This is a genomic window from Enterobacter hormaechei subsp. xiangfangensis (assembly GCF_001729785.1).
Taxonomy (GTDB): domain Bacteria; phylum Pseudomonadota; class Gammaproteobacteria; order Enterobacterales; family Enterobacteriaceae; genus Enterobacter; species Enterobacter hormaechei_C.
In genome coordinates this window covers 1844209-1870602 of record NZ_CP017183.1, presented here as the reverse complement: position 1 = coordinate 1870602, position 26394 = coordinate 1844209, and the positions used below count along the sequence as shown (strand labels likewise).

At 52.9% G+C, this 26394-nt stretch carries 26 protein-coding genes; 8 read left to right on the top strand and 18 right to left on the bottom strand.

From position 1 onward, the window contains the following. The first annotated feature begins 142 nt into the window (after positions 1-142). From sppA to chiD, 4 genes are all read left to right on the top strand, one after another. Positions 143-1999, top strand: a complete 1857-nt coding sequence (sppA, locus tag BFV63_RS08960) for a signal peptide peptidase SppA (protein WP_032653247.1) — start codon at positions 143-145, stop codon at positions 1997-1999. 62 nt (positions 2000-2061) lie between these two features. Continuing rightward, complete coding sequence (gene ansA, locus BFV63_RS08955; RefSeq protein ID WP_048241859.1) at positions 2062-3078, top strand: asparaginase; 1017 nt, start codon at positions 2062-2064, stop codon at positions 3076-3078. Between the two features lie 9 nt (positions 3079-3087). Then, positions 3088-3729, top strand: coding sequence for a bifunctional nicotinamidase/pyrazinamidase (pncA, locus tag BFV63_RS08950; protein ID WP_032658145.1), 642 nt, complete (start codon positions 3088-3090; stop codon positions 3727-3729). Positions 3730-3948: 219 nt separating this feature from the next. Further along, positions 3949-5205 (top strand): chitinase ChiD, encoded by a 1257-nt coding sequence (gene chiD / locus BFV63_RS08945; protein ID WP_022650869.1) that lies wholly within the window; start codon positions 3949-3951, stop codon positions 5203-5205. A gap of 60 nt (positions 5206-5265) precedes the next feature. Here the strand turns inward: chiD and BFV63_RS08940 are convergent, their stop codons facing one another. Next, the gene (locus tag BFV63_RS08940; RefSeq protein ID WP_003857863.1) at positions 5266-5544 is read right to left on the bottom strand and encodes a YeaC family protein; all 279 of its coding nucleotides are present in this window, start codon (positions 5542-5544) and stop codon (positions 5266-5268) included. 41 nt (positions 5545-5585) lie between these two features. After that, positions 5586-5999, bottom strand: a complete 414-nt coding sequence (gene msrB / locus BFV63_RS08935; RefSeq protein ID WP_003857865.1) for a peptide-methionine (R)-S-oxide reductase MsrB — start codon at positions 5997-5999, stop codon at positions 5586-5588. A gap of 341 nt (positions 6000-6340) precedes the next feature. On the opposite strand from msrB, the gene gapA reads away from it, so the two are divergent. After that, positions 6341-7336 carry a glyceraldehyde-3-phosphate dehydrogenase gene (gapA, locus tag BFV63_RS08930; protein ID WP_006809136.1) on the top strand — a complete coding sequence of 332 codons (996 nt, stop codon included), beginning with the start codon at positions 6341-6343 and terminating at the stop codon, positions 7334-7336. A 74-nt stretch (positions 7337-7410) separates the two neighbouring features. Next, a complete protein-coding gene (locus tag BFV63_RS08925; protein ID WP_023324474.1) occupies positions 7411-8295 on the top strand; it encodes a D-hexose-6-phosphate mutarotase in 885 nt (294 codons plus the stop codon). Positions 8296-8361: 66 nt separating this feature from the next. Here BFV63_RS08925 and BFV63_RS08920 read toward each other — a convergent pair whose 3' ends face one another. Beyond that, complete coding sequence (locus BFV63_RS08920) at positions 8362-9108, bottom strand: MipA/OmpV family protein (RefSeq protein WP_022650867.1); 747 nt, start codon at positions 9106-9108, stop codon at positions 8362-8364. Positions 9109-9540: 432 nt separating this feature from the next. On the opposite strand from BFV63_RS08920, the gene yeaG reads away from it, so the two are divergent. Beyond that, positions 9541-11475: a protein kinase YeaG gene (yeaG, locus tag BFV63_RS08915; protein WP_006809140.1), complete on the top strand. Its 1935-nt coding sequence runs from the start codon at positions 9541-9543 to the stop codon at positions 11473-11475. Between the two features lie 89 nt (positions 11476-11564). Then, on the top strand, positions 11565-12848 hold the full coding sequence (locus tag BFV63_RS08910) for a YeaH/YhbH family protein (RefSeq protein WP_023299884.1): 1284 nt from the start codon (positions 11565-11567) through the stop codon (positions 12846-12848). Between the two features lie 257 nt (positions 12849-13105). Here BFV63_RS08910 and BFV63_RS08905 read toward each other — a convergent pair whose 3' ends face one another. From BFV63_RS08905 to BFV63_RS08845, 15 genes are all read right to left on the bottom strand, one after another. Further along, positions 13106-13426 carry a hypothetical protein gene (locus tag BFV63_RS08905; protein WP_063945191.1) on the bottom strand — a complete coding sequence of 107 codons (321 nt, stop codon included), beginning with the start codon at positions 13424-13426 and terminating at the stop codon, positions 13106-13108. Then, positions 13426-13665 (bottom strand): hypothetical protein, encoded by a 240-nt coding sequence (locus BFV63_RS23370; RefSeq protein WP_058672785.1) that lies wholly within the window; start codon positions 13663-13665, stop codon positions 13426-13428. The genes BFV63_RS08905 and BFV63_RS23370 overlap by 1 nt, the downstream gene beginning before the upstream one ends. Positions 13666-13747: 82 nt before the next feature. Beyond that, the gene (locus BFV63_RS08895; RefSeq protein WP_057059057.1) at positions 13748-15082 is read right to left on the bottom strand and encodes a phage tail fiber protein; all 1335 of its coding nucleotides are present in this window, start codon (positions 15080-15082) and stop codon (positions 13748-13750) included. Positions 15083-15140: 58 nt separating this feature from the next. Further along, positions 15141-15374, bottom strand: a complete 234-nt coding sequence (cor, locus tag BFV63_RS08890) for a phage exclusion lipoprotein Cor (protein ID WP_017382566.1) — start codon at positions 15372-15374, stop codon at positions 15141-15143. Between the two features lie 106 nt (positions 15375-15480). After that, positions 15481-16152, bottom strand: a complete 672-nt coding sequence (locus BFV63_RS08885; protein WP_032619848.1) for a hypothetical protein — start codon at positions 16150-16152, stop codon at positions 15481-15483. After that, positions 16153-16467: a hypothetical protein gene (locus tag BFV63_RS08880; RefSeq protein WP_069597508.1), complete on the bottom strand. Its 315-nt coding sequence runs from the start codon at positions 16465-16467 to the stop codon at positions 16153-16155. 43 nt (positions 16468-16510) lie between these two features. Further along, entirely contained in the window at positions 16511-20344 is a 3834-nt protein-coding gene (locus BFV63_RS08875; RefSeq protein ID WP_069597507.1) for a TipJ family phage tail tip protein, read from the bottom strand. A gap of 52 nt (positions 20345-20396) precedes the next feature. Further along, the gene (locus BFV63_RS08870; RefSeq protein ID WP_045895700.1) at positions 20397-21002 is read right to left on the bottom strand and encodes a tail assembly protein; all 606 of its coding nucleotides are present in this window, start codon (positions 21000-21002) and stop codon (positions 20397-20399) included. Between the two features lie 43 nt (positions 21003-21045). Then, entirely contained in the window at positions 21046-21387 is a 342-nt protein-coding gene (locus BFV63_RS22520) for a hypothetical protein (protein ID WP_074167165.1), read from the bottom strand. Positions 21388-21416: 29 nt separating this feature from the next. After that, on the bottom strand, positions 21417-22127 hold the full coding sequence (locus BFV63_RS08865; RefSeq protein ID WP_063921722.1) for a C40 family peptidase: 711 nt from the start codon (positions 22125-22127) through the stop codon (positions 21417-21419). 1 nt (position 22128) lies between these two features. After that, entirely contained in the window at positions 22129-22884 is a 756-nt protein-coding gene (locus tag BFV63_RS08860) for a phage minor tail protein L (protein WP_063436824.1), read from the bottom strand. Further along, on the bottom strand, positions 22881-23219 hold the full coding sequence (locus tag BFV63_RS08855) for a phage tail protein (protein WP_063436823.1): 339 nt from the start codon (positions 23217-23219) through the stop codon (positions 22881-22883). Before BFV63_RS08855 ends, BFV63_RS08860 begins: the two co-directional genes overlap by 4 nt. After that, a complete protein-coding gene (locus BFV63_RS08850; protein WP_069597506.1) occupies positions 23219-25678 on the bottom strand; it encodes a phage tail tape measure protein in 2460 nt (819 codons plus the stop codon). Before BFV63_RS08850 ends, BFV63_RS08855 begins: the two co-directional genes overlap by 1 nt. A 19-nt stretch (positions 25679-25697) precedes the next feature. Next, positions 25698-25868, bottom strand: a complete 171-nt coding sequence (locus tag BFV63_RS23545) for a hypothetical protein (protein ID WP_016063024.1) — start codon at positions 25866-25868, stop codon at positions 25698-25700. A 5-nt stretch (positions 25869-25873) separates the two neighbouring features. Further along, entirely contained in the window at positions 25874-26359 is a 486-nt protein-coding gene (locus tag BFV63_RS08845) for a phage tail assembly chaperone family protein, TAC (protein ID WP_069597505.1), read from the bottom strand. Positions 26360-26394 lie beyond the last annotated feature (35 nt).

Here is a 26394-nt window from a genome sequence, read left to right as displayed (position 1 = left end):
CTCACAAAATTAACACGACAGCAGAATTTGTTACAGCGTGGCAGGCGATTCCTGCTGACAAGTGGCGGTTGGGTCATTACGATAACCGCACATTACCGTCCCGTGGCGACGGAAACAGTCCTTTTCTGGTTAGGGAGAATACATGCGAACCCTTTGGCGAATCTTTGCCGGTTTCTTTAAATGGACGTGGCGACTGCTCAACTTCGTCCGCAACCTGGTGATGAACATCTTTTTCATCTTCCTGGTCCTGGTATGCGCTGGTATCTGGATGCATATCAGCAACGCAAACCAGTCGCAGCATTCGACGCGCGGCGCACTGTTACTCGATATCACCGGGGTGATTGTTGATAAGCCATCGACCAGCAACCGTCTGGGCGTGATTGGCCGCCAGCTGTTCGGCGCAACGTCAGACCGTCTCCAGGAAAACTCCTTGTTTGATATTGTCGACACCATCCGTCAGGCCAAAGACGATCGTAACATTACCGGTATCGTGTTGGACCTGAAAGATTTTGCCGGCGCCGATCAGCCGTCAATGCAGTACATCGGTAAAGCGCTGCGCGAATTTCGCGACAGCGGTAAACCGGTTATTGCCATTGGCGACAGCTACACCCAGGGGCAATATTATCTGGCGAGCTTTGCCAATAAGATCTGGCTTTCGCCACAGGGCACGGTCGATCTGCATGGCTTCGCCACTAACGGTCTGTACTACAAATCGCTGCTCGACAAGCTGAAGGTCACTACCCACGTCTTCCGCGTCGGGACCTATAAATCCGCCGTGGAGCCGTTTATCCGCGATGATATGTCCCCTGCCGCTCGTGAAGCGGACAGCCGCTGGATTGGCGAGCTGTGGCAGAACTACCTCGGCACCATTGCCGCTAACCGTCAGATTACCGCTGAGCAGGTCTTTCCGGGCGCGCGCGGCGTGCTGGACGGCCTGCGCAAGGTGGACGGCGATACAGCGAAATACGCGCTTGATAACAAACTGGTCGATCAGCTGGGTTCCAGCGCTGAAATTGAAAAAGCGCTGACCAAACAGTTCGGCTGGAGTAAAGAGGATAAAAACTACAGCGCCATCAGCATGTATGACTACGCCGCGAAAAAGCCGGACGACAGCGGTGACAGCATCGCCGTGGTGTTTGCTAACGGGGCCATTATGGACGGGGAAGAAACGCCGGGGAACGTCGGCGGGGACACCACCGCGTCGCAGATCCGCGATGCGCGCCTGGATCCGAAAGTGAAGGCAATTGTCCTGAGGGTGAACAGCCCTGGCGGCAGCGTCAGCGCCTCTGAAGTGATCCGTGCTGAACTGGCCGCCGCGCGCGCCGCAGGCAAGCCGGTAGTGGTCTCGATGGGCGGCATGGCGGCTTCCGGGGGGTACTGGATCTCGACGCCAGCCAACTACATCGTGGCTAACCCAAGCACGCTGACCGGCTCGATTGGCATCTTCGGTGTGATCAACACCGTTGAGAACAGCCTGGATTATCTCGGCGTCCACACCGACGGCGTTTCCACCTCGCCGCTGGCAGACGTGTCCGTTACCAAATCCCTGCCGCCTGAGGTGTCTGAGATGATGCAGCTCAGCATTGAGAGTGGCTATAAACGTTTCATCACGCTGGTTGCGGACTCCCGTAAAAAGACGCCAGACCAGATTGACCAGATCGCGCAGGGCCACGTCTGGACCGGCCAGGATGCGAAGAGCAACGGTCTGGTAGACAGCCTGGGTGACTTCGACGACGCCGTGAAGAAAGCGGCGGAGCTGGCGAAGCTCAAGCAGTGGCACGTGGACTATTATCAGGACGAACCGACGTTCTTCGATATGGTCATGGACAGCATGTCCGGCTCCGTCCGTGCCATGCTGCCGGACGCGCTTCAGGCTTATCTGCCGGCCCCGGTGGCGACCGCGGCGAAAGCCATGAAAGCGGAGAGCGACAAGCTCGCAGCCTTTAATGATCCACAGAGCCGTTACGCGTTTTGCCTGACCTGCGCGAACGTGCGTTAAAAACCGTCCCCTCTTCCCGTGAAGAGGGGATTTTTTCTTTTGAAGAACAAGAACTCATTACCATGCAGAAGAAATCAATATATGTCGCCTATACCGGCGGTACCATCGGTATGCAGCGCTCAGAAAATGGCTATATCCCGGTTTCCGGCCACTTGCAGCGCCAGCTGGCGCTGATGCCTGAATTTCACCGTCCGGAAATGCCGGACTTTACCATCCACGAATATGAGCCGCTGATGGACTCCTCCGACATGACGCCGGAAGACTGGCAGCATATTGCGGATGATATTAAAGCCCATTACGACCAGTACGACGGCTTCGTGATCCTTCACGGTACCGACACCATGGCGTTCACCGCCTCGGCGCTCTCCTTCATGCTGGAGAACCTGAGCAAGCCCGTCATCGTGACCGGTTCGCAGATCCCGCTGGCGGAACTGCGTTCAGACGGGCAGATCAACCTGCTTAACTCTCTGTACGTGGCCGCTAATTACCCGATCAACGAGGTAACGCTTTTCTTCAACAACCGACTGTACCGCGGGAACCGTACCACTAAAGCGCACGCCGATGGCTTTGATGCTTTTGCCTCACCTAACCTGCAACCGCTGCTGGAAGCGGGGATCCATATCCGTCGTCTGGGCACGCCGCCCGCACCAAATACCGCAGGCGAACTGATCGTTCACCCGATCACCCCGCAGCCGATCGGCGTGGTGACGATTTATCCGGGTATTTCCGCCGACGTGGTGCGCAACTTCCTGCGCCAGCCGGTGAAGGCGCTGATCCTGCGCTCCTATGGTGTGGGTAACGCCCCGCAGAACGGTGAATTCCTGAAAGAGCTTCAGGAGGCGAGCGATCGCGGGATTGTGGTGGTCAACCTCACCCAGTGTATGTCCGGCAAAGTCAATATGGGCGGCTACGCCACCGGTAATGCCCTGGCGCACGCTGGCGTGATCAGTGGTTTCGATATGACCGTTGAGGCAACGCTGACTAAACTTCACTATTTACTGAGTCAGGATCTGGATATTGATTCCATTCGCCGCGCCATGATGCAAAACCTGCGCGGTGAACTGACGCCGTACGAATAAGGAGTTCCCATGAAGCAACGCGCCCTGTTACTGGTCGATTTGCAAAATGATTTCTGTGCGGGCGGTGCACTGGCCGTCGCGGAAGGCGACAGCACCGTAGACGTCGCGAATTCGCTGATTGCGTGGTGTAAAGCTCGTGGTGAAGCGGTGTTGGCGAGTCAGGACTGGCATCCGGCAAACCACGGCAGCTTTGCCAGCCAGCACAACGTTGAGCCTTACAGCCAGGGCGAACTGGACGGGCTGGCACAAACCTTCTGGCCCGATCACTGCGTGCAGCAGACGGAAGGCGCTGAGCTGCATCCGCTGCTGAACCAGAAGGCCATCGACGCGGTGTTCCACAAAGGTGAAAACCCCACCATCGACAGCTACAGCGCGTTCTTTGATAACGGTCATCGTCAGAAGACGGCGCTGGACGCGTGGTTGCGCCACCATGAGATCACCGAGCTGATTGTGCTGGGCCTGGCGACGGATTACTGCGTGAAGTTCACCGTGCTGGATGCGCTCCAGTTGGGCTATACCGTGAATGTCATCACCGACGGCTGTCGCGGGGTAAATATTCAGCCGCATGACAGCGCTCAGGCGTTTATGGATATGGCCGCAGAAGGCGCAACGCTGTATACGCTGGCTGACTGGATGGAGACGCAGGCGTAAGCTTTTTAGCCGGGTGACGGCTTAGCCTTACCCGGCCTACTTTCTCTGGTTTTGTAGACCGGGTAAGCGTCAGCGCCACCCGGCATTTCTTCCCCAATCCCCATAAAGTGAACTCCCTCGCATCACAAGCGAAACGGCGATGCTATTCTCTTCAGGCTGTTTTTTCGCCACGCCTTTTCTGTGGCGTGGTTATTTTTGTTCAGTCAAAGAGGAAATTATATGAAACGTTTGCCCTTGCTGGCAGCATTACCCTTGCTTTGCGCGTCACTGGCTTCCGCCGCGCCCCTGATGTCCGTGGGTTACTTCAATGGGGGTGGCGATGTTACCGCCGGACCGGGTGGCGATATTAATAAACTGGACGTCCGCCAGATCACCCACCTCAACTACTCGTTTGGTCTGGTCTATAACAACGAGAAAGACGAAACCAACGCCGCGCTGAAAGATCCGGCAAAACTGCATCAAATCTGGTTATCACCTAAGGTGGCATCCGATCTGGCGTTACTTCCTCAGCTTCGTAAACAAAACCCGAACCTGAAAGTCCTGCTTTCCGTTGGCGGCTGGGGGGCGCGTGGTTTTTCTGGCGCAGCGGCAACCAAAGAGAGTCGCGCGGTGTTTATTCGCTCCGCGCAGGAGATCGTCAGTCAATACGGCCTGGACGGGATCGACCTGGACTGGGAATATCCGGTCAACGGCGCGTGGGGACTTGTCGAAAGCACCCCTGCCGACCGGGATAATTTCACCGCGCTGTTAAAAGAGATGCGTGACGCGTTTGGTAAGAAAAAGCTGGTCACGATTGCGGTGGGCGCGAATGCGGAAAGTCCGAAAAGCTGGGTGGATGTGAAAGCTATTGCCCCCCTGCTCGATTACATCAACCTGATGACCTACGACATGGCGTACGGTACTCAGTATTTTAACGCGAATCTGTATGACTCCAGCGACTGGCCAACGGTAGCTGCCGCAGACAAATACAGCGTCGAGTTTGTGGTGAATAACTATCTGGCCGCCGGGCTGAAGCCGCAGCAGATGAATCTCGGAATTGGTTTCTATGGGCGCGTGCCGAAACGTGCCGTAGAGCCAGGGATCGACTGGAGCAAACCAGACGCGCAAAACAATCCGGTGACGCAGCCCTACTTCGGGCCGCAGGAACTGAGCCTGTTCAAATCGCTTGGCTATGATCTGACCAAAGATACCTATGTGAAATACAACGATATCGTCCGCAAGCTGCTGAACGATCCGCAAAAACGCTTTACCGAGCACTGGGACGAACAGGCGAAGGTGCCGTGGCTGTCGGTGAAATCCGCCGACGGGAAGGCGCTGTTTGCGATTTCCTATGAGAACCCGCGCTCCGTGGCGATCAAAGCGGATTACATCAAGGAGAAAGGACTTGCCGGCGCCATGTTCTGGGAGTATGGGGCTGACGACGAAAACCAGCTCGCGAAACAGCTGGCGGAGTCGCTTGGGATCCCGCATCAGTAGTAAGACAATCAAGCCCTCTCCCTTTGGGAGAGGGTTGGGTGAGGGCATAAACCCGCACCGTTATTGCATTTTCATCGTCGCAATCGGCTTCGGCGTGATGCCGAAGTCTTCTTTCAACTCGCGCTTGCTTTTCATCACCATCTGACCGTTAGTGTCGATGGTCATGTGCTGGGCGTCGGTATTGTGACGCGCCTGCCACAGCATCACCAGCTGCAAGCTGTTCTCTTTTTGCTCAGGTGTGAGCGCCACACCGTCCGGCCATTTTCCCAACTCAACGGCCGTCACCAGACGCTGATAAACCTCCGGGGTCATACCTGCAATCATGTCATCAATATTCATGATCTCTCCCTTTCAAAGGAATAATTTGCTGAATCGTTTTTTCAACCCTTGGTCTGGTCGCCGTTTTCATCATCGGTAAAGCTCATGGAAGCCGAATTTACGCAGAAACGCTCCCCCGTCGGCTGCGGGCCATCCGGGAAGACATGCCCGAGATGGGCGTCGCAGTTCCCGCAACGAATTTCGGTGCGCACCATGCCGTGCGAGGTGTCCGTCAGGTAGCGGATCGCATCATCGCTGACAGGCTCGTAAAAACTCGGCCAGCCGCAGCCAGAATCGTACTTCGTCTGGGAGTTAAACAGCGGTGCATCACACACCAGGCAGTGGTAGACGCCTTCCCGTTTATTGTGCAGCAAACGCCCGGAAAACGGCGGTTCTGTGCCGTGATTTTGCGTCACGTAAAACTGCATCTCTGTAAGGTTTTTTTTCAAATCGTCGGGGTTACGTTGGTTCGACATATGCTTACATCTCGCTGTTGAAACAGACATCTTTTAACCCAGATTCTAACAAAACATTAACACCCGCGCGTGCACTTTTGTTCTAAACTTATGTGTCGCGAAAAGGCGGTCAGGCAATTGTGATCAATTTCACATTTTAATCCTGCGAGGCCTTTAAAATTCCGGGCGCAGCCCCCATGTGGTTGCTAGCTCAAAGGGAAAGTGAGGCGAGTCAGTCGCACAAACGTTAGTCACAGGATTGATTTGTCGCAATGATTGACACGATTCCGCTTGACGCTGCGTAAGGTTTTTGTAATTTTACAGGCAACCTTTTATTCACTAACAAATAGCTGGTGGAATATATGACTATCAAAGTAGGTATCAACGGTTTTGGCCGTATCGGCCGTATTGTTTTCCGTGCTGCTCAGAAACGTTCTGACATCGAAATCGTTGGTATCAACGATCTCCTGGACGCTGAATACATGGCGTACATGCTGAAGTACGACTCAACTCACGGTCGTTTCGACGGCACCGTTGAAGTGAAAGACGGCCACCTGGTTGTTAACGGCAAAACCATCCGCGTTACTGCTGAGAAAGACCCAGCTAACCTGAAATGGAACGAAATCGGTGTTGACGTTGTAGCTGAAGCTACCGGTATCTTCCTGACCGACGAAACTGCACGTAAACACATCACTGCGGGTGCGAAGAAAGTTGTTCTGACTGGTCCTTCCAAAGACAACACCCCAATGTTCGTTCGCGGTGCAAACTTTGAAACTTACGCTGGCCAGGATATCGTTTCCAACGCATCCTGCACCACCAACTGCCTGGCACCGCTGGCTAAAGTTATCAACGACAACTTCGGCATCATCGAAGGTCTGATGACTACCGTTCACGCAACCACCGCTACTCAGAAAACCGTTGATGGCCCGTCTCACAAAGACTGGCGCGGCGGCCGTGGCGCGGCTCAGAACATCATCCCATCTTCTACCGGTGCTGCTAAAGCAGTAGGTAAAGTACTGCCAGAACTGAATGGCAAACTGACTGGTATGGCGTTCCGCGTTCCAACTCCTAACGTATCCGTTGTTGACCTGACCGTTCGTCTGGAAAAAGCTGCTTCTTATGAAGAAATTAAGAAAGCAATCAAAGCTGCTTCCGAAGGCCCAATGAAAGGCGTTCTGGGTTACACCGAAGACGACGTTGTATCTACCGATTTCAACGGCGAAGTGTGCACTTCCGTGTTCGATGCTAAAGCAGGTATCGCACTGAACGACAACTTCGTGAAACTGGTTTCCTGGTACGACAACGAAACTGGCTACTCTAACAAAGTACTGGACCTGATCGCTCACATCTCCAAATAAGTTGAGATGAGTGCTTGATCCTAAAAGGCGACTTCGGTCGCCTTTTTTATTGTTTTTAGACAGAGGATTGCTTAATGATTAATAAAATTTTTGCACTTCCGGTAGTCGAACAACTTACCCCTGTGCTCTCCCGCCGTCAGATTGACGGTGCCGATATCATCGTCGTTGATCATCCGCGCGTTAAAGCCTCCGTCGCGCTCAACGGCGCCCACCTGCTCTCCTGGAAACCAGAAGGTGAAGAAGAAGGCCTGTGGCTGAGCGAGGCCACCTCGTTCAAAAGAGGGGCGGCGATCCGCGGCGGCGTACCGATTTGCTGGCCATGGTTTGGCCCGTCAGCGCAGCAGGGATTACCGTCTCACGGTTTCGCCCGTAACCAGCAGTGGACGCTGAAAGCCCACAACGAAGATGAAAACGGCGCGGTGTTGACCTTTGAGCTCCAGGCGAATGATGAAACGCGCGCCCTGTGGCCACATGAATTCACCCTGTATGCCCGCTTCAAGCTGGGTAAAACCTGCGAGATTGAACTGGAAGCGCACGGCGAATTCGAAACTACGTCCGCCCTGCACACCTATTTCAACGTAGGCGACATTCAGGCCGTTAAGGTGAGCGGACTTGGCGATACCTTTATCGACAAAGTGGATAACGCGAAAGAAGGCAAGCTGGACGACGGCGTGCAGACTTTCCCGGATCGTACCGACCGCGTATACCTGCACCCGGAAGCCTGTAGCGTCATCCACGACAGCGCGCTGAACCGCGGTATTGATGTGGTTCATCACCACCACAGCAACGTAGTGGGCTGGAACCCGGGCCCTGCCCTTTCCGTCAGCATGGCGGATATCCCGGATGACGGTTACAAGACCTTCGTCTGCGTGGAAACCGCGTGCGTGACCGCGCCGCAGAAAACCAGCGAAGAAAAACCGTCCCGCTTAGGCCAGACGATCAAGATTGTGAAGCGCTAATATTGTTCAGGCATCATAAAAAACAAACGGGGCGCAAGCGCCCCGTTTTAATGCATTACGTTCTGGTCAGAACTTGTAGGTCACACCTACAGAGAAGATGCCAGACCAGGACTTGTCGACCATCGGGCTGTCTTTCACTTCATCGCTCAGACGAATGTAACGGCCAGTACCGTACACATTCCAGTCACCGAGGAAGTTATACGATGCGGTGAGTTCCAGGTACGGGTCCCAGCCATCATCCGCGCTGTAGCTATTCAAACCACTGCGGCGAGACTCCGCTTTAGACACGCCATAGTAGTAGTCGTTGTAATTTTCGCTGCTGTACTGCACACCGATACCCGGCGTCAGCGTCACTGCGCCGTTGGTATAGCGGTAAAGCCACGCCAGATCCCAGATGAAGCCGTTGCTGTTGTCCAGGGTATCGCCCGCCAGCGCAGTGCGCAGGAAGCCATACTCGGTATTATGGACGTAAGAAAGCCCCGCCATCAGTGAGCTTCTGCGTTTGTCCAGTTGACGAAGCGCATTGCTGTCGCTGTCGCCTGGTTTAAAGTGCGTTGGGTCGTAATAGGCCATGATGGAGAGCTTATCGGCCGTATCGTTCCACAGATAGTAGCCGCCGCCCAACCCACGGAACCAGAAGTTATCGCCTTCATAGGTGACAACGGGGACAGGATAAACGTCGCGGTCATACTGCTTGTACGGGCTGTTAATCACGCCAGCACCCGCGCCAACAGTCCACTGGCTCTCAGCCTGTACGGTGCTCGCTGCGGTAGCGGCAAGGATGCCCAATGCCAGAAGTTTGAGTTTGGTCACAATCCATTCTTTCCTGTAGTCAAATAATCAGCGGGTGAAGTGTAACCGCCATTCCCGTACATCCCAAAATTTTTTGCGCACTAATCCGTTTGATTAACCCGTTATTTTTCATTTTTCAGATGACATCCCGCTTTCATTTATGTGACCGATAAATGAAAAACCCGCTTTTCGCTTATAACCGCAGTGGAAATTTTTGGATGAGTTATTGATATGTCATTGAAAGTAGATTTTATCCGTATGCAAGTTTTGCAATTGCCATCTACGCTTTAATTTAAGAAGAGGTTTTGCTGAACACCCTGCGGTTCATAGCCTTCGACCTGGCACACAGGTTGCTGCTCTGGCAGTGAGGTGCGAAAAATTCTCTTCCGGGAGCCTCCACTACTCATACGAACGGCTCTTATCCTGTGCTAAAAAACGAAAGGACGGCATGCCATGAATATATTCGATCACTATCGCCAGCGCTACGAAGCTGCCAAGGACGAAGAGTTCACACTGCAGGAGTTTCTTACCATTTGTCGGCAAGATCGCAGTGCCTATGCCAATGCGGCAGAACGGCTATTGATGGCTATTGGTGAGCCAAACATGGTTGATACTGCCCTAGAGCCACGGCTTTCCCGTCTCTTTTCGAATCGGGTGGTCGCCCGATACCCGGCGTTTGAAGAGTTCTATGGCATGGAAGATGCCATTGAGCAGATCGTCTCCTACCTGAAGCATGCCGCTCAGGGGCTGGAAGAGAAGAAGCAGATCCTTTACCTGCTGGGTCCTGTCGGTGGGGGTAAATCCTCCCTGGCTGAACGGCTGAAAGCGCTGATGCAGCGCGTGCCGATCTATGTGCTGAGCGCCAACGGCGAGCGCAGCCCGGTCAATGACCATCCGCTGTGCCTGTTTAATCCGCAAGAGGATGCGCAAATTCTGGAAAAAGAGTTTGGCATTCCGCATCGCTATCTCGGTACGATCATGTCGCCGTGGGCGGCAAAACGTCTGCACGAGTTTGGCGGGGACATCACCAAATTCCGCGTCGTGAAAGTGTGGCCGTCTATCCTCGAGCAGATCGCCATTGCCAAAACAGAACCCGGTGACGAGAACAACCAGGATATCTCGGCGCTGGTGGGTAAAGTCGATATCCGTAAGCTGGAGCATCACGCGCAAAACGACCCGGATGCCTACGGCTATTCCGGTGCGCTGTGCCGTGCCAACCAGGGGATTATGGAATTCGTCGAGATGTTTAAAGCACCGATCAAAGTGCTGCATCCGCTGCTGACCGCCACCCAGGAGGGGAACTACAACGGGACGGAAGGTATTTCCGCCCTGCCGTTTAACGGGATTATCCTTGCCCACTCTAACGAATCTGAATGGGTGACCTTCCGTAACAACAAAAACAATGAGGCGTTCCTTGACCGTGTGTACATCGTCAAAGTGCCTTATTGCCTGCGGATCTCCGAGGAGATCAAGATTTACGAAAAACTGCTCAACCACAGTGAGCTGGTCCATGCCCCTTGCGCACCGGGAACGCTGGAAACGCTGTCGCGCTTCTCGATCCTGTCGCGCCTGAAAGAGCCGGAAAACTCCAGCATCTACTCAAAAATGCGCGTGTATGACGGCGAAAGCCTGAAGGATACCGACCCGAAAGCGAAATCGTACCAGGAATACCGCGATTACGCCGGGGTCGACGAAGGGATGAACGGTCTGTCGACGCGTTTCGCGTTTAAGATCCTCTCCCGCGTCTTTAACTTCGACCACGCGGAGGTGGCCGCCAACCCGGTACATCTGTTCTACGTGCTGGAACAGCAAATTGAACGTGAACAGTTCCCACAGGAGCAGGCTGAACGCTACCTGGAGTTCCTGAAAGGCTACCTGATCCCGAAATACGCCGAGTTCATTGGCAAAGAGATCCAGACCGCCTATCTGGAATCCTATTCCGAATACGGCCAGAACATCTTCGACCGGTACGTCACTTACGCTGACTTCTGGATCCAGGATCAGGAGTATCGCGACCCGGATACCGGCCAGCTGTTTGACCGTGAATCCCTGAACGCGGAACTTGAAAAAATCGAGAAACCAGCCGGGATCAGCAACCCGAAAGACTTCCGAAACGAGATTGTGAACTTCGTGCTGCGCGCCAGAGCGCATAACAACGGCCGCAATCCGAACTGGACCAGCTACGAAAAACTGCGCACCGTTATAGAGAAGAAAATGTTCTCTAACACGGAAGAGCTGTTGCCGGTTATCTCGTTCAACGCCAAAACCTCAACCGACGAGCAGAAAAAGCACGACGATTTTGTCGACCGTATGATGGAAAAAGGCTATACGCGCAAACAGGTCCGCCTGCTTTGTGAATGGTATCTGCGCGTGCGTAAATCGTCTTAAAACAAGTGCCCGGTAACGCGCTTACCGGGCCAACAAAATGTCCGGCACTTACGGACGCTGCAAGTTGGCAAATGCAGTACGGGGGATATATGACCTGGTTTATTGACCGGCGTCTTAACGGCAAAAACAAGAGCACGGTGAATCGCCAGCGCTTCTTGCGCCGTTATAAAGCGCAAATTAAACAGTCGATCTCCGAGGCCATCAACAAACGCTCGGTGACCGACGTCGACAGCGGCGAATCCGTCTCCATCCCCAACGATGACATCAGCGAACCGATGTTTCATCAGGGGCGTGGCGGCCTTCGCCATCGTGTACACCCAGGTAATGACCACTTCGTCCAGAATGACAGAATCGAGCGACCCCAGGGCGGAGGCGGCGGTTCTGGCAGCGGTCAGGGGCAAGCCAGCCAGGACGGAGAAGGCCAGGATGAGTTTGTCTTCCAGATTTCAAAAGACGAATATCTCGATCTGCTGTTTGAGGATCTGGCCCTGCCGAATCTGAGAAAGAATCAGCACCGTCAGCTCAACGAATACAAAACCCATCGTGCGGGCTATACCGCAAATGGGGTGCCCGCCAACATCAGCGTGGTGCGTTCACTGCAAAACTCGCTGGCGCGACGCACGGCGATGACGGCAGGCAAACGGCGCGAACTGCGCGAGCTGGAAACCAGCCTGAAAGTAGTGGAAAACACGGAACCGGCGCAACTGCTGGAAGAGGAGCGCCTGCGAAAAGAGATTGCCGAACTGCGGGCGAAGATCGACCGGGTGCCGTTTATCGACACGTTCGACCTGCGCTACAAGAACTACGAAAAACGCCCTGAGCCTTCCAGCCAGGCGGTGATGTTCTGCCTGATGGACGTGTCAGGTTCAATGGATCAGGCCACCAAGGATATGGCTAAGCGTTTTTATATTCTGCTCTATCTGTTCCTGAGCAGAACGTATAAGAACGTGGAGGTGGTCTACATCCGCCATCACACTCAGGCGAAAGAGGTGGATGAACATGAGTTCTTCTACTCGCAGGAGACCGGTGGCACCATCGTGTCGAGCGCCCTGAAGCTGATGGATGAGGTAGTGAAGGAGCGCTACGATCCGGCGCAGTGGAACATCTACGCCGCGCAGGCATCGGATGGCGATAACTGGGCGGATGACTCGCCGCTGTGTCATGAAATTCTGGCGAAGAAGATCCTGCCGGTGGTGCGTTACTACAGCTACATTGAAATTACCCGTCGCGCCCACCAGACGCTATGGCGTGAGTATGAGCATCTGCAAGCGATGTTTGATAACTTTGCGATGCAGCACATTCGTGACCAGGATGACATCTATCCGGTCTTCCGGGAACTGTTCCAGAAGCAGAGTTCGACAACCTCCAATTAAATGTTATTAATCAGCCAGTTAACTCTGTTTTTCTGGCTGATTTTATTGCATTTCCATCCTCATTTTTCTCCATGTTTTTCATTCACTTAAATTTTATTTTGGGGAATGCGATTTTGAAGAAGTGATTATGCAAAACTTCCTTTGAGCTTTAGGATGCCATCATGGGATGGAGGTTAAAATTCTCTCGTTCCGACCAAACCACACAAAAAACCAGCCGCTTATGGCTGGTTATTCGTCAGTGAAGCATGGGGAACTTTCTATATTGCAGGGCAATCATCATCTAATGCACGATTGATGAAGAACGTCACCCTACCCAGCACTTCCACTTCTTCAAGCGCTGATCCCTCAATCGCTTCACCATCATCCGTAATTAGCGCCTTGCCAATGAGTTTTGCAAACTGCGTGTGGCCGTCGCACAAAATTAACAATACATCTCCTGGCCTTTTTTTCGTGGCTGGCTCAATGACTGCAAACCCAACATCTGTTTCAAGCACCCTGCTTTCGGCCCCTATGTTGCACAGAACGGATGGAGAAAGTTGGCGTTCGACGTAATCGGTAGCAGGTGATGCAAATCCCATCAGAGGACCCTCCCCATGTTTCTCAGGATCCAGTACCGGTTATCGCTACCGTCTGTCGTCTTGTCAGCGAAGCCTGGCTGATTGCGCTCTATCCATGCATTGGCGTCGGCTCGGGTGAAGTGCCAGTTAAAACCACGCAACTTTTCTATAAAGCTGTCTGTTCTCAGGTAGCGGTAGCCCTTTGGGTTAAGCTCTATGGCCGCAACAAAGGCGGCCTGAATATCTGAAATTCGGGGCATAATCTGCACTCCCTTTATTACTGTGTTTATATACAGTAGTTTCAAATGGAATGCAGATCAATTTGGGTTCGCCTATTAATTTTTAAGGCTGAATGTCCCCAGGCTGCTCTGTCAGTTCAAGAGAAGCTTCGGAAGCTCTTGTTTTCCAGATGCTATCCTTTGGCATATCGAGGCGAACGTCGATCCAGCTATTGGCAGGAACATCTATAGGAGCCCCTTTCGTTTTAACAATTTCGCCTTCTTCGCTGAGTATGTATTTCCGCTTAAAAAGCCGAATCGTCAGCCCACCGCTTTCTGTCTGCTCTGCTTCAACAACACCCAGTTCCCCCATACCGCCAGGGTCCATTGGCGGCAGCAGCTGCCAGCCTTCTGATGCCAGGCCATCCGAACCGGTAAGAATATATACCCCAACTTCCAGCCGAGAGATTTTGATCCCTTCAGCCTCGGCGTTCGCCGTACCGCACCCGCACCAGACAAAACCTGGTTCATCTATATCAGTGCGTTGACATTCCTCCTGGCTTTTCACAATACGGGCAACCGGTGAAGCAGCCTTAAGAGTTCCGTCGCTGGCTTTGGTGGTATTACCATCATCGTAAACTTTTCGCCAGGCATTGAAACTGAGAGCCTCTCGAGTGCGCCAAAAGAAACCAATTTGCCCCCTGGCTGCAAACTGTGCAGCATAACCTGCATCGGTATGGTGAGATGCATTTATTCCAAAAAATAATGTATTTTGAGCTGGAGCGTCGGTCTGACTGGAAACGAATGAGGATCTACCTTGCCTTGCAATATCTCCCCAGGAAATTGAGTTTACACCTCCAGCGCCAAGACCCCATGCACCGTTAATCAACGTAACCCCGACTGTGGTGTCAATTGTGGAGGATTGAGCCTCTTTCGTTGCGCTACTTCCCAAACCGAGGTTTGTGCGAGCGTCAGCAGCATTCTTTGCAGCTGTTCCGCCCTGGCTGATACTGAGTGCGGTAGTCAGACCGCTTAGGCTGGTTATATCATTGTTAGCCCCTTTTTTAGCCAGTGACTTCTGACCCGGCACGGTAAGGGCAGTGCCGTTGATAGTAATGGTGACATCAGATGTCCCGTTCATTACATCAGCGAACCCGCTCATGTAGCGCTGGTACATCGTGAAGGTTTCAGCGATATCCTGCGCCAGCCCATCCACGCTCAGACTGTCACTCAGAAGAATGGCAAACCGGGTTCCAGCGGGAACAGTTGGGTTAGCTGCTGGCGTTACGGTGAGACTTGTTGCGCTGCCGATGGTGGTAATCTGAAATACCTGCACAGGGCTGGTCATTGCAATAACGGTACATCCGTTACGAATAAGAGATCCAGCAGCAGTGAAGTTTGTGCCGGTACCTGTAAGGGTGTTTCCGCTGATGGCGATAGTGCCAGTAGTATAAATCATGTTTTCTCCAGGCAATAAAAAACCCCGCCGGAGCGGGGTTTGTTCAAAACTGAATGGGTTAGTGGCAGGTGGTGCTGGTGAACGTGTTGGCGCTCACCCATGACCAGTTAAAGGGATAACCGGCGCGGTACTGCGTCTGATTGTTTTGTTTACGGACTCCGTAGATCTGGACGCTGCTTTCCTGTCCGCCGACCAGGGCTGTTCCGGTGCATACGGGTTGCTGCTTCTCAATAACGCCAGCGCAACCGGAGAGCAATACCGCTACCGCCAGGCAAAGAATCATATTTTTCATAGGGGTTATATCCCAGGGCATCATGAAGCTACACAATAACAATATGAATCAACGGGATATAATTGATTTGGTAGATCAATTATTCGAAATTGATCGTTCAAAACGATCAATCATAATTGGCGCAGTTAATGGCCATAATCACGTTCCTCAGATTCGAATACGTAACGTTCTGAAGGTTGCCGCCGGGGGTTGTCTGCGGCCTGGCGAATATCCGCGTATTGCTTCCCTCAAGTTTTGCCATGCTCTTGTATATGGCCGAGTATGGCTGCGGCTGACCGCCAGCCGATATAACCCCGGTAATTAGCCCCAGCATGGCAGGCATACAGGCCCACTTCCCCGCCAGAGTTGTATTGATGTTGTATCCTGAGCTGGCATCCACCCCGGCGGTACCGAGGGTGACAACATCGCTCAGCGTGCGCGTTTCGTTTGTTAAAATCAGCGTCCCTGATGCATCCCACACAGCCAGCCCGTAGTCTGGCTTTGTCTGCGGGAAAATAGAGAAAAAATAAACGTACGCTGTGCCGGTTGCATTCGGTCTGAGAAAATCAATCGTGATGGTGTTCCCGCTTATCGTTTGAGTGATTTCGACCTCTACCGTGCAATGAACGAAGGCGACAACAGGCTGACCTGCGGGGAATGTGTGCGTCACTTTGGTATTAAACCCCGATGTTCCCTGAAGTGCCGCTATCTTTCGTTCCTGTAGAGCGATTGGCGAGCTGTTCGCGGTCACCCATACTTCCCCGCTGGTCGTCGTCAGTAAAACGCCATACTCCGCCATTTATGCCCTCTCGATCTGGAAAATGAGATAAGCCGCTGCCGCAGGCTCAGTCCCTGCTGAGTAGTCGGTATCGCCTACTGCTGACACTGTTGCGGTTCCCCCTGAAATGGTGATCTTCCTCCGACTCGTACCAAACTGTTCGCCGTTCATGCTCTGAAAATAGGTCAGCCTGCAACCCGGTGGAAGCGCTACGGTGTAAGAGCCTGTTTTCTGGTTCTGGGCCAGCTGGAGATAGCCACAAACGCTGACAGGCTTAACGCCATAATTATTAACATTGCCTGAGGCGTCCCATGTCTGAACACCATATTCCGCCATCCAGTCCTCCTGAAAAAAAAGAGGCCCCGTAAGAGGCCTCCCGTTACCATGTGCCAGTGATTCTCCCTATCTGCACCCTCAACACATTGTTGGCATCCTTGACACTGATCGTTTGATTAGTCTGCTTCATGGCCCCCTCACCAGCTGTCGAACCGTAGTTCTCAAACGTACCTCCCTTATCCAGCCTCCATCCGACTGAGCCAGCGACATAGTTATTGGACTGGATGTAGTTGCCGATCTTGTTGTTGTTGATGGTGCCATCACCTATCAGCGCGTCTCTGATGAACACCTGCCCGTTCTGAATAACGAACGGAAGCGTAACGGTCGCTCCGGCCTGGTGAGTAACGGCGAAGCGGTCAGCCAGGAAGATAACCTGCGACTGCATGCCGGACGGCGTATTCTCCACGCCTATCCCCATCCCTGCGGCGTAATACTGACCGTTGCTGGATAACCCGACCTTGATGCTGTACATCGCCTTCAGGTCGCCATTGACGTTCGCAATGGCCTGCGCGTTGGTAGTGATCGCTGAAGTGTGCCCGTTGATGGTCGCCGTAATGCCGTTTATCTGCGTGGCCGTGGCCTGCTGATAATTGGAAAACGTCTGGTCCAGGCTGTTGATTGCTGCCTTGTTGCCGTTCACGTCAGTCTGCAAACTCAGCAGCGAACGCGCTGTTGCCTCCCTGTCGCTTGCCATAACATTATCAATACGATCGATGCTGGCTTTACTGTCACCGTACTGCGCGCTGAGTCTCACCTGCTGATCAACCTGCGCCAGCGTACTCGTTATTAGCGCGATGGAGTTACTCTGAATGCCGCCGCTGGCAGTATCTGTCCTTGCTCCCAGTTCCTCCAGACGGGATGCCATTGATGAAGTCGTGTCGGTGACAACCTGTCGCAACGTGGTGATATCAGCAGTATTTTGCGAGCTGGCTTGTTCGGCCGCATCTGCCTTACCTGATGCAGCGTCAGCTTTACTCGAAGCCGAATCAGCTTTATCAGAAATGACCTGAGTACTCGCAGTGAGCTGGTCAACAGCAGTAGCCCTTGCCTGAGCTTCATCTGACAGAGCCTGCCTTACCTCGGTAACTCCCGCCTCGTTCTGCGCATTTTTTGCCTCAAGACGGGTAACATCCGTTACGCGCGCCTCCGTTTCAGTAGCGATCACCTCCCGGAGCTGTTCGAATGTCGCAGAGTTAGCGCCCTGTTGGGCTGTCTGGCGCACGATAACATCGGCAATAGCCAGCGCGTTGCCGATGATTGCTTCTGCTGTCTGCTTATTCGAACCTACGGCGGCAGCCAGCCCATCGGCGTTCTCCTTAATTGCATCAGAAAGCTCGGCCAGTTTCTCGCTACTGTCTACAGCACTTTCAATCAGATCCTTAAATACCTCGGAATCTTTAATCTCCTCCAGGATCGCATCGGTGATATCGGATACATCGATGCTGGCCTGCCCGCGCACAAAGTCTGTATACCCTGACTCGTTTCCGCTGCGGTCCACCAGCTGCGCGCGGTACCAGAAAATTTGCCCTGCCTTAAGGCCCATCTGCTGATACTTGCGCTGCGGATAGGGTACGTCTGCCAGCAGCATCGCATCGTCTTCAGTCCCTGTCAGGCTGTACTGAATTTCCGTCTTCAGCGTGTCGTCGGTGTTCGCCGGGAATCCCCAGCTCAGCTCGATACCGAAAACCACATTATCAGAAGCGATGAAGCCGACCGGTTTCGGGGGATTGCCCACTTTACCGGTCAGCGTTTTCTCTTCTGAATAGCCCCACCCGGATGAAATTTCTGCGGCATTGATGGCGCGCACCCGTACCAGATAACGCCCGGCATAAATCCCAGGAACGTCGAATGACGTGGTGGAGCTGCGCGGCACGTTAACCCAGTTCCCTTCGTTGCGGCGCCATTGCGCTTCATAGGCGATAGCGTTCTGCGCCTGGTCCCAACTCACGCGCATGGTTTCGACGCTGATATTCTGCTGCACCACCGAAAACGAACTGATTACGATGTTTTCTGGCGGTGACTGATTACCCGGCGGGATCACGCTCACCGGCCGCTGGTCAATGATGGCTCCGGTATCGATTCGGGCATATTTATCCGGATCGTGCCATGCACCGGTAATGGTGAAAGTGCCATCATCGTTATCAGCGACACTCACAACACGATACTGCTGCGCATAGAGTTCGTTTGACTCAACCACCCAGACAGCTTCGGCCTGAGGCGTCTCACTGTACGCGGTGGTGACTGTGACCGATTCCCCGTTAACCGCCTGAATGGTCCTGCTCTGTGACGCTCCGGAGGGAAGGTTGAGGATAAGGCGATCACCTGCTGCCGCATCAGCTACACGGTCAAGTTTGATAACGCGACCATTAACGGCGCTGATGCGGCCGCCCATAACCTTTCCGGAAAGCAGCTCGTCTGCCACAGCGATGATATAGCCAGGCTGCGGTATGTTTCCGTCCAGCCCGACATCGAACGAAACAACGCGATCTTTGTTGTTGGTGAGAATACCCCAGCGCCCCTTTCGGTTCGCTTCTGACTGTCTGGTACAGCCGATGGCTGTCATTTCCAGCTGATTGAAGCCGTACCGCGCCACCAGCGCCTGCTCGAATACGGGTTCCATCGCGTCAGCGTAGGCGTTACCGGGATCGGACCATGAAACTAGCGCTGTAGTGTAGCGGGTTTTCGTGGTGCTGCTTGAATAGGTGAAGCGACCGCCAACAACGTTAGCGCGCGTATAGCTGTAATCCACATCACGGGGCATATCGGCCAGAGCAACGATCTGATCGCCACCCCAGTACGTCATGCCACGGAATATGGCCGCAAAATCACGCAGGACTGTATAAGCGTCGTTTCGGTCCTGGATGTACACGTTGCAGGTATAGCGTGGTTCTGTTCCATCGCCACCCTTACCGTCCGGCACCATCTGATCGCAATACTGGGCGACCTGATAAAGCGTCCATTTATCGATGTTAGCAGCAGTCAAACGGTGACCGAGGCCGAACCGGTCAGAAACAACCAGATCGTAAAATATCCACGCAGGGTTATCCGTCCATGCCCACTTAAACGCCCCGGTCCATGTCCCGCTGTAAGAGCGGGTTTCCGGGTCGTAAGTATCAGGAACCCGAATAACGCGGCCACGAGGCTCACAGGAGATCTGAGGTATAGAACCATTAAACTGGCTGGAGTCGAATTCAATGTACAGCAGCGCGGTATTCGGATATCGCAATTTCGCATCAATCACCTCAGTGAAGCTCTGTAGCGTCATCGTGTCGCCGATTTTCGCGCTGTTAGCGTCAGCGGTAATTTTGCGCAGTCTGATTGTCCAGGTACTGCCAGCCTGAGGTAAATCAATACGGTGGCTACGCTCATAACCTGAGGTCGTTTTCCCGGTCACGCTGGTATTGAGGACTGTCTGCCATGTCCCGCCGTCAGTCTGCAAGTCAATCGCGTAATTAACCGAGTATCCGACCAGATCGCCATCGTCCTCCTGTTTGAAAAGGGAGGGCCATTGCAGACGCAAACGTACCGCCGAAAGCTGGGTATTTGTAAAGGTTCGTGTCCATGCTGTAGCGCTCGTTACTTCAGTACCCACCCTAATTTCGTTTTCGGTGCCGGGTATACCCTGAATGTACTTCTGGGCCTGAGTACCCGAGCGAAATTCCCACGTAACGCCACTGAAGTTTTGGGAGCCGTCGGCGTTCTCCAGCGCCGTTCCGTCCAGGTAGATATCCTTCCCGGTGAGCTGTCCAGCAAACTCCCCTTCACCAAGCGCAACGAGGATCTTTGCCTTCGCTACAGATTGCAGATCATCAGGCTGTTCGGTAGGAGTTCGGGAGCTGGAGCTCCCCCCTTTTCGTCCGGTAATTGTTTTAGCCATATCGCGCCCATAAAAAAACCACCCGAAGGTGGCTTGTAAAAAGGTTTGTTATCTACTGCTGATCTTCGACATAAATCCCGGCGGAAATAATCGCCCCGCCGATTCGCCGGCGGCCGTAAAGGAGCGGAACCGGGTAACCCTGTGCGGCGGTATTTGTCACCCCGCCAAACGCATACGATGCACGGTTATCTGCGCTTTGTTTACTGGCTATGCCTGATGGCTGCGGTGAAAGCAGCTGAATAACCCCACCGAGGACCAACGAGGCACCAGTGGCAGCAGCAAACCCCGTCAAGCCACCAGCAGCGAAAGCAGCGCCAACACCACCAGAAACAAAGACAGCCGCGGCTATTAAAACTGCTCCTAATATGGTCTGAAAAAGACCAGCTCGCTTACTACCGATAACAACTGGCATGATCCTTACTACGTCGCCTTCACACGGAAAACCCATCTCATCGGCGGCAATATTCCTTTTTCCTTTAAATACTGCGAAAGTTAATCCACGACGCTTACTGCTGATCATGAAGCTTTCGAAACCGGGTAATGTTTTACTTAAAGCAATAGCTGCTTCACCAGTACGGGATATAAGTCGCTTATGTGTTTTACCGAAGGTCTTTCCTAATACTCCGCCGAGCTGAATTGTTGTCATTACTTCTTTCATATTCTCACCATAAAAAAACCCGCCGAAGCGGGTTAAGTATTGGTTAGATACAGTGTTCTATTACTTTTATCCGGCTGTTGATTCGATAAGCAAAAAGGCCACCTTGATGTCGAAATTCTATCTTGGTAATTCCACCTTCAGATATTAAATCAACCATCTCAAGTTGAGATTGTGTAAAAACAGTTTTGCCACCGTCATAAGGCTGAATAAAAACGCTTCCGTATTTTTGGCTTTCTTCTTGCCAGCCAACAAGTATACATTCAGATACCGCATCAATTTTTTTCCTTGTTTGAAAAGTATTTGACGCTGGCTCATTCCGAAGATCCTGCATGCTCGAACATCCAGCCATGACTAACAAAGAAAGTGCCAAAAATGCTTTTTTCATATCCCTATCCCCTTTGGTTTTACAAAAGGTTAGCACAGAGATTTGTAACGTAGAATCTTCATCGTTCGTTCCTGCCAGTAACCGCCATATGGTACTCGCTGACTCAAGTGACCGTACAGGTGGTGCAGCAGCATATTGCCCTCCAGCAGTATACCCGCGTGGTTCCACTTATCAGCCTGCACCTGCATGATCACCATATCGCCAGGTTTAGGCGGCCCGTCGAATTCACGGAATCCGCACTCGTACCAGCAATCCTGATAGAAGTTGCCCGGATATTCGTTTTCCCACCAGGGATAATCAACCCGGTAATCGTGGAGTTCGATACCATGCGTTTGCCGGAAATAGCTCATTACCAGCCCCCAGCAGTCAAAGTGCCCGAGCACAAACGGACGCTCCAGCAGTGGTAACTCTCCGCGCGGCTGAATGGTGCGTAAATCCCCCTCGGGCCAGCTCACGATATGCCAGGGTAAAAGCGTTGCGTCGCATTGCGCTTTATCCAGTTCGCTCGGCTGCGTAGTGGCGTCAGGGTGGCTGTGAGCGATGGCGATCACCGTACCCCAGTCCTCAGCAGCTGCGTAATCTTCAGGGCAGAGGACAAAATTTTCCTCCGGCGCCGCGGCAAGATTCCGGCACGGGAAATAACGTTCAACACGGCTTTTTTGCGCCACCACACCACAGCACTCACGAGGATATTCAGCAGCAGCATGCGCCATGATGGCATCAATGGTTTTCTGGCGCATATCAGCTCCTGATCAAAGATGTACCGACGAAACCACCATGCGAAAGCTCATTACCTTTGCCAAAACGTAGCTCACATGCTTTCAGCGTTCCGTTGCATTCATCCAGCGAGGGATCGCTCACCGGGTTATTGTTTTTGTCGAAATAGCGGGTTCCGGCATAGTCGCAACCATCACCGGTACGGTACTTGTTACGGATGCACCAGGTGCACAACGAATGGAGCTGGCGCGTAGGTATCATCAGCCCCTGCAGATCCATTGGGCTGGAGAGGGTGAATTCGACTACCTCGTTTGTTTCGCTACTCTTTGAATCGATGTAGAAAACCTTCAGCTTTTCCTGGGTCGGATCGGCTGTCGGGTTACCCCCGGTGAAGTTTTTCGCATCGAGATATTTACCCAGGGTGTCGTGTATCGTCACCTTCGCCTGCAGCATATCGTCGTAAGCCAGGCAAAGGGCGGTGATCGAGCTGTCGAGGTTAGCAACCGAAAGTTTTGGTTGCGCACTACTTCCCGAAGTAGAAGCCTCGATCCCCTCAATCTGGCATGGCCACGCTTTATATTCTTCGCCCTGCCACCAGATTGATTTGGCCGGAAGCTTGTTTTCGTCACCGCCGGCCGCCGTTATTTCTGCTTCAGTATGTGCGAGGCTGTAGCTGTGAAACCGTAACACCTCACCTGTACCAAATGCAGTGCCATCCACTTCAAACAGCCTGACCTCATCGCCGGGTTCAAGCTTCTGATAATCTGCGTTAAGACTCATGGTTTATAGGTCTGCTCAAAAGTTGCTGAAAGGTTGAAGAGCCCAGCGCCAAGCGGCGAAGGAGTGTAAGTATCACAGCGATACAACCCCAGTGGTTCAAGCGGTGGGTGCCACTGAAAAGACTTTGTTCCCTGATGGCGATCGAGAAAGTTTTTAATGGCCCCGATATACGCTTCGGTACCGGTAAACTGTAAATTCCACTTTTGTGAACGCGGATTTAATCCGTCACCGGCCACCTGTTCATATCCGTCACCAAATTTTGCGGAGCGCCGGCGGAACGTTACCTCCTGCTCCGCGTTGATGCGTGGGCACCAGCTGAATGTTTCAAGAGCCATCAGCGGCCTCCTTTTGCAAGATTCCAGATATCACCGCCAGGGCGAATATCGCGCATCATGTTTTGTTTATATCGTTTATCCACGAACCGCCCGACTTCAGCGCCAAACTGTTCGAAGCCAGCTGAGCCCTGAGTAGATGTATTGCCGTTTCCGTCAATAGTGATATATACCTGTGGCGCCCCTCCACTGCCTGGCGTGACGCCGCCATTTCCCACGGCGCGGACAGCCAGTGAACCATCAGACGCGCGGGTAAGAGGCATAATGGCTTCAGGACCCGCCTCTCCCATCAGGCCGGCACCTTTTGCAAACGCAAACAGCGTCGGTGAACTGACGACAGAGTTACTGTACTGACTGAGATCGGCTGAAGAGTAAACGCCGCCTTTGGCGTTTAATTGCAGGTTAGCACCGTAGTTCTGGATTGCTGTTCCGCTACTGGCTGAGGATGAGGCGGCACCGCTAAACAGCGAACCGATAGAGCTGGCGGCGTTCGCGATCATCATATTTACCATCACCTGTTCTATGATTTTCAGAACGCTGATACCCCAGTCTTTCCAGCTCGCTTTATTGCCGTTGAGCATCTCGACAATGTTGCTGCTGATCCCTGAAAGTGCGGTTTTCATGACGTCGGCAGCCTGCATTGCATAGTTCGTGGAATCATCCACCCAGTCGGCAAGTCCGTCACGGGCGCCTGTTACCCAGTCAGCCTGTAGCGCATCAACTTTCTTGTAGTAATCCTCCTGAACTTCGATCCTTTCGGCCTGCGCATCCTTCAGGGCCTGAGTTTCCCGGTCATAAACCGTCTGGCTTATATCACGGGACTGATACTGCTTTTGCAGCTCCCGCTGCTGGTCGAGGAAGTCGCGCTCAATACTCAGGCGTTCCCTGAGCCGCTCACGCTGCTTATTGCCGATTCCGGCACCCTGCACATCCACGCCCAAATTTGCACGTGCATTCTCGTTTTGTGCCTGCAGATTTGCCACAAACGCCGCCACCCTGGCATTTTCTTCGTTGGCTTTTTTGACGGCGTTCAGGCGATCCACTTCCTGAGCCAACTGTTGAAGCCGTATTTTTTGCGCGTTGTTAATTCCGGTGAGCTTTCCCTCCGCCAAATCGAACTGGAGTTTCTGTTGCTCGGTCACCTCCACCGTTTTTTTGCCGGTGGTATCGATGAGCGCAATCTGGCGCAGGTAACCCATCTCCATGGATTTGAAAGAGCTTTCCAGTTTTCTTGCGCTTGCATCAGGCGTAACTTTGCCGTTAGTCTCGCCCGGTGGAAGGGAGAATGGTTTCCCAATTCCGACAGTAGCAGCACCAAGCGGAAGAATGCCAACAGCAGGTTTTGACAGCCTGTTTCTGGTTTCGATAAGGGTGTTCAGTTCATCGTTGAGTGCTTTTACACTATCATTCCCACCAGTGAACCAGGCGAACATTGATTTGTCCTGCGAATAAAAACCCTTTCTTCCTTCAAGGTTTTTTTGCAAATAAGCAATGCGCTCATTTACCTGATCGATATTTTTGAGGTCAATTTTACCGCTCAGAGCGGCAAATCTGTTGCCGGTGCTTGCGGCGAGTTGACCAGCGCCGGCGGCGGCTTTTACAAGCCATCCAGCAAGCTGTGCAACTTCAGACACCAGATCAGAGATACCCTGCAGGACAGCAGGATCAGTTAAAACATTGTGAAGTTCATCAAGAGAGTTTTGCAGTTGTCCAAGGTCAACCTTTGCCAGACCTGCGGCAATCTCCATCTTCAGGCCAGCAACCTGAGCCTCCATGTCTTCGAATAGCTGGTTAACTTTAACCAGGTCATCAATGGAAGATGGGTCTGGCGCTACCCCATAATCCTTAGCCAGATCAATAAACCGTTTCAGTTTCTCATTATTGTTATCGAACAACGGAAGAAGTTTTGAAAGGTCATTGCCCAGGCTTTCAAGTATGGTTGTCTTTTCGGCATTCGTGCCGATCTTGCCAAGTGATTCACCAATTGCCAGGAGCTGTTTTTCAGGACTTACTTTGGATAATTTCTCAGCGGACAAACCCAGGGAATTAAGGGCATCAACTGCTTCACCCGACTTGTTCAGGACAGCGTCACCTATCTTATCGCCGATATCCTTAAAAATATCAGCCATCTGATCGCCGGACACCCCTGCCTTTTCAGCAGCAAACTGCCATGCTAAAAGCTCCTGAGTTGATATCCTTAGCGACTTTGCCCAGCGGTCTGTTTCGGTAATCTGCTTGGAAGTGCTTTTCAGTAACTGAAAACCAGCCGCTCCAACACCCAGACTAGCAGTTACGGCTGCCGCACCAATACCCGCCAGTGCAGCGCTGGCGGATGCTGCATCATCCTGTACCTGTTTGCTCCACTTTGCAGAGGCGCGTTCTGCCTGATTAAGGCCGGAGACAAAACCGCCCGTTTTTGCAATCAGGTCGATTGTCAGCGTACCAAGTGATTTGGAAGCCATAAACTCTCCGGTGGCGGCATTATGTCCAGCTGGCTCTGGCTTCCTCTAACGAGATTGGTCCATCAGCAGCTTTGACTTTGGTAAAGTGCAGTGTGAAATCGGTCGGGTTGAATGGTGGGCGTTTGGGGTCTCTGTTAACGTTGGCTATCATGCTGCTCACCAGCCCGGCACCCCACTCAACCCGCAACATAGGGTTCAGACTTCCGTATCGTTCCCGGTACTTTGCCCAGAGCTGCGACTCTTTGAAGGAGAGCGATTCCCGCGCTTCGGCGATTGTTCTGCCTCCGATTCCGTTGAGGACGAGCTCGCACCAGAATTCGTCTTCGGCGCTGAGCTCGAAGTCTTTCCCAGATCGTTAACTTCCTGAATGGCCAGAAGCAGTGCTACCGTCAGGCCACTATCGAGTGCTCCACGTTCAGGATCGGCCTCACCAGTAATGTCAGCCGGGGTGAAGATGGGTTTACCCTGTTCATCGCAGATGGATGCGGCGATACGCCCTGCCACACCATCGACCTTACCCCCAAAAGCCAGCACATCGGACGTTGCTGTGTGATAACCCATCGGGCGGACATACACGGTCGCGGTGATTTTTTTATCACCCTGAGTCCAGGTGATTTCTTTCTCAACCGGGCGACCGGTAAACGCGCCGGACTCCTTGAGTGCATCAAGTGTTAATTTCATTAGTTATCCTGATTAATGAGGGCGTTGCCGCCCTG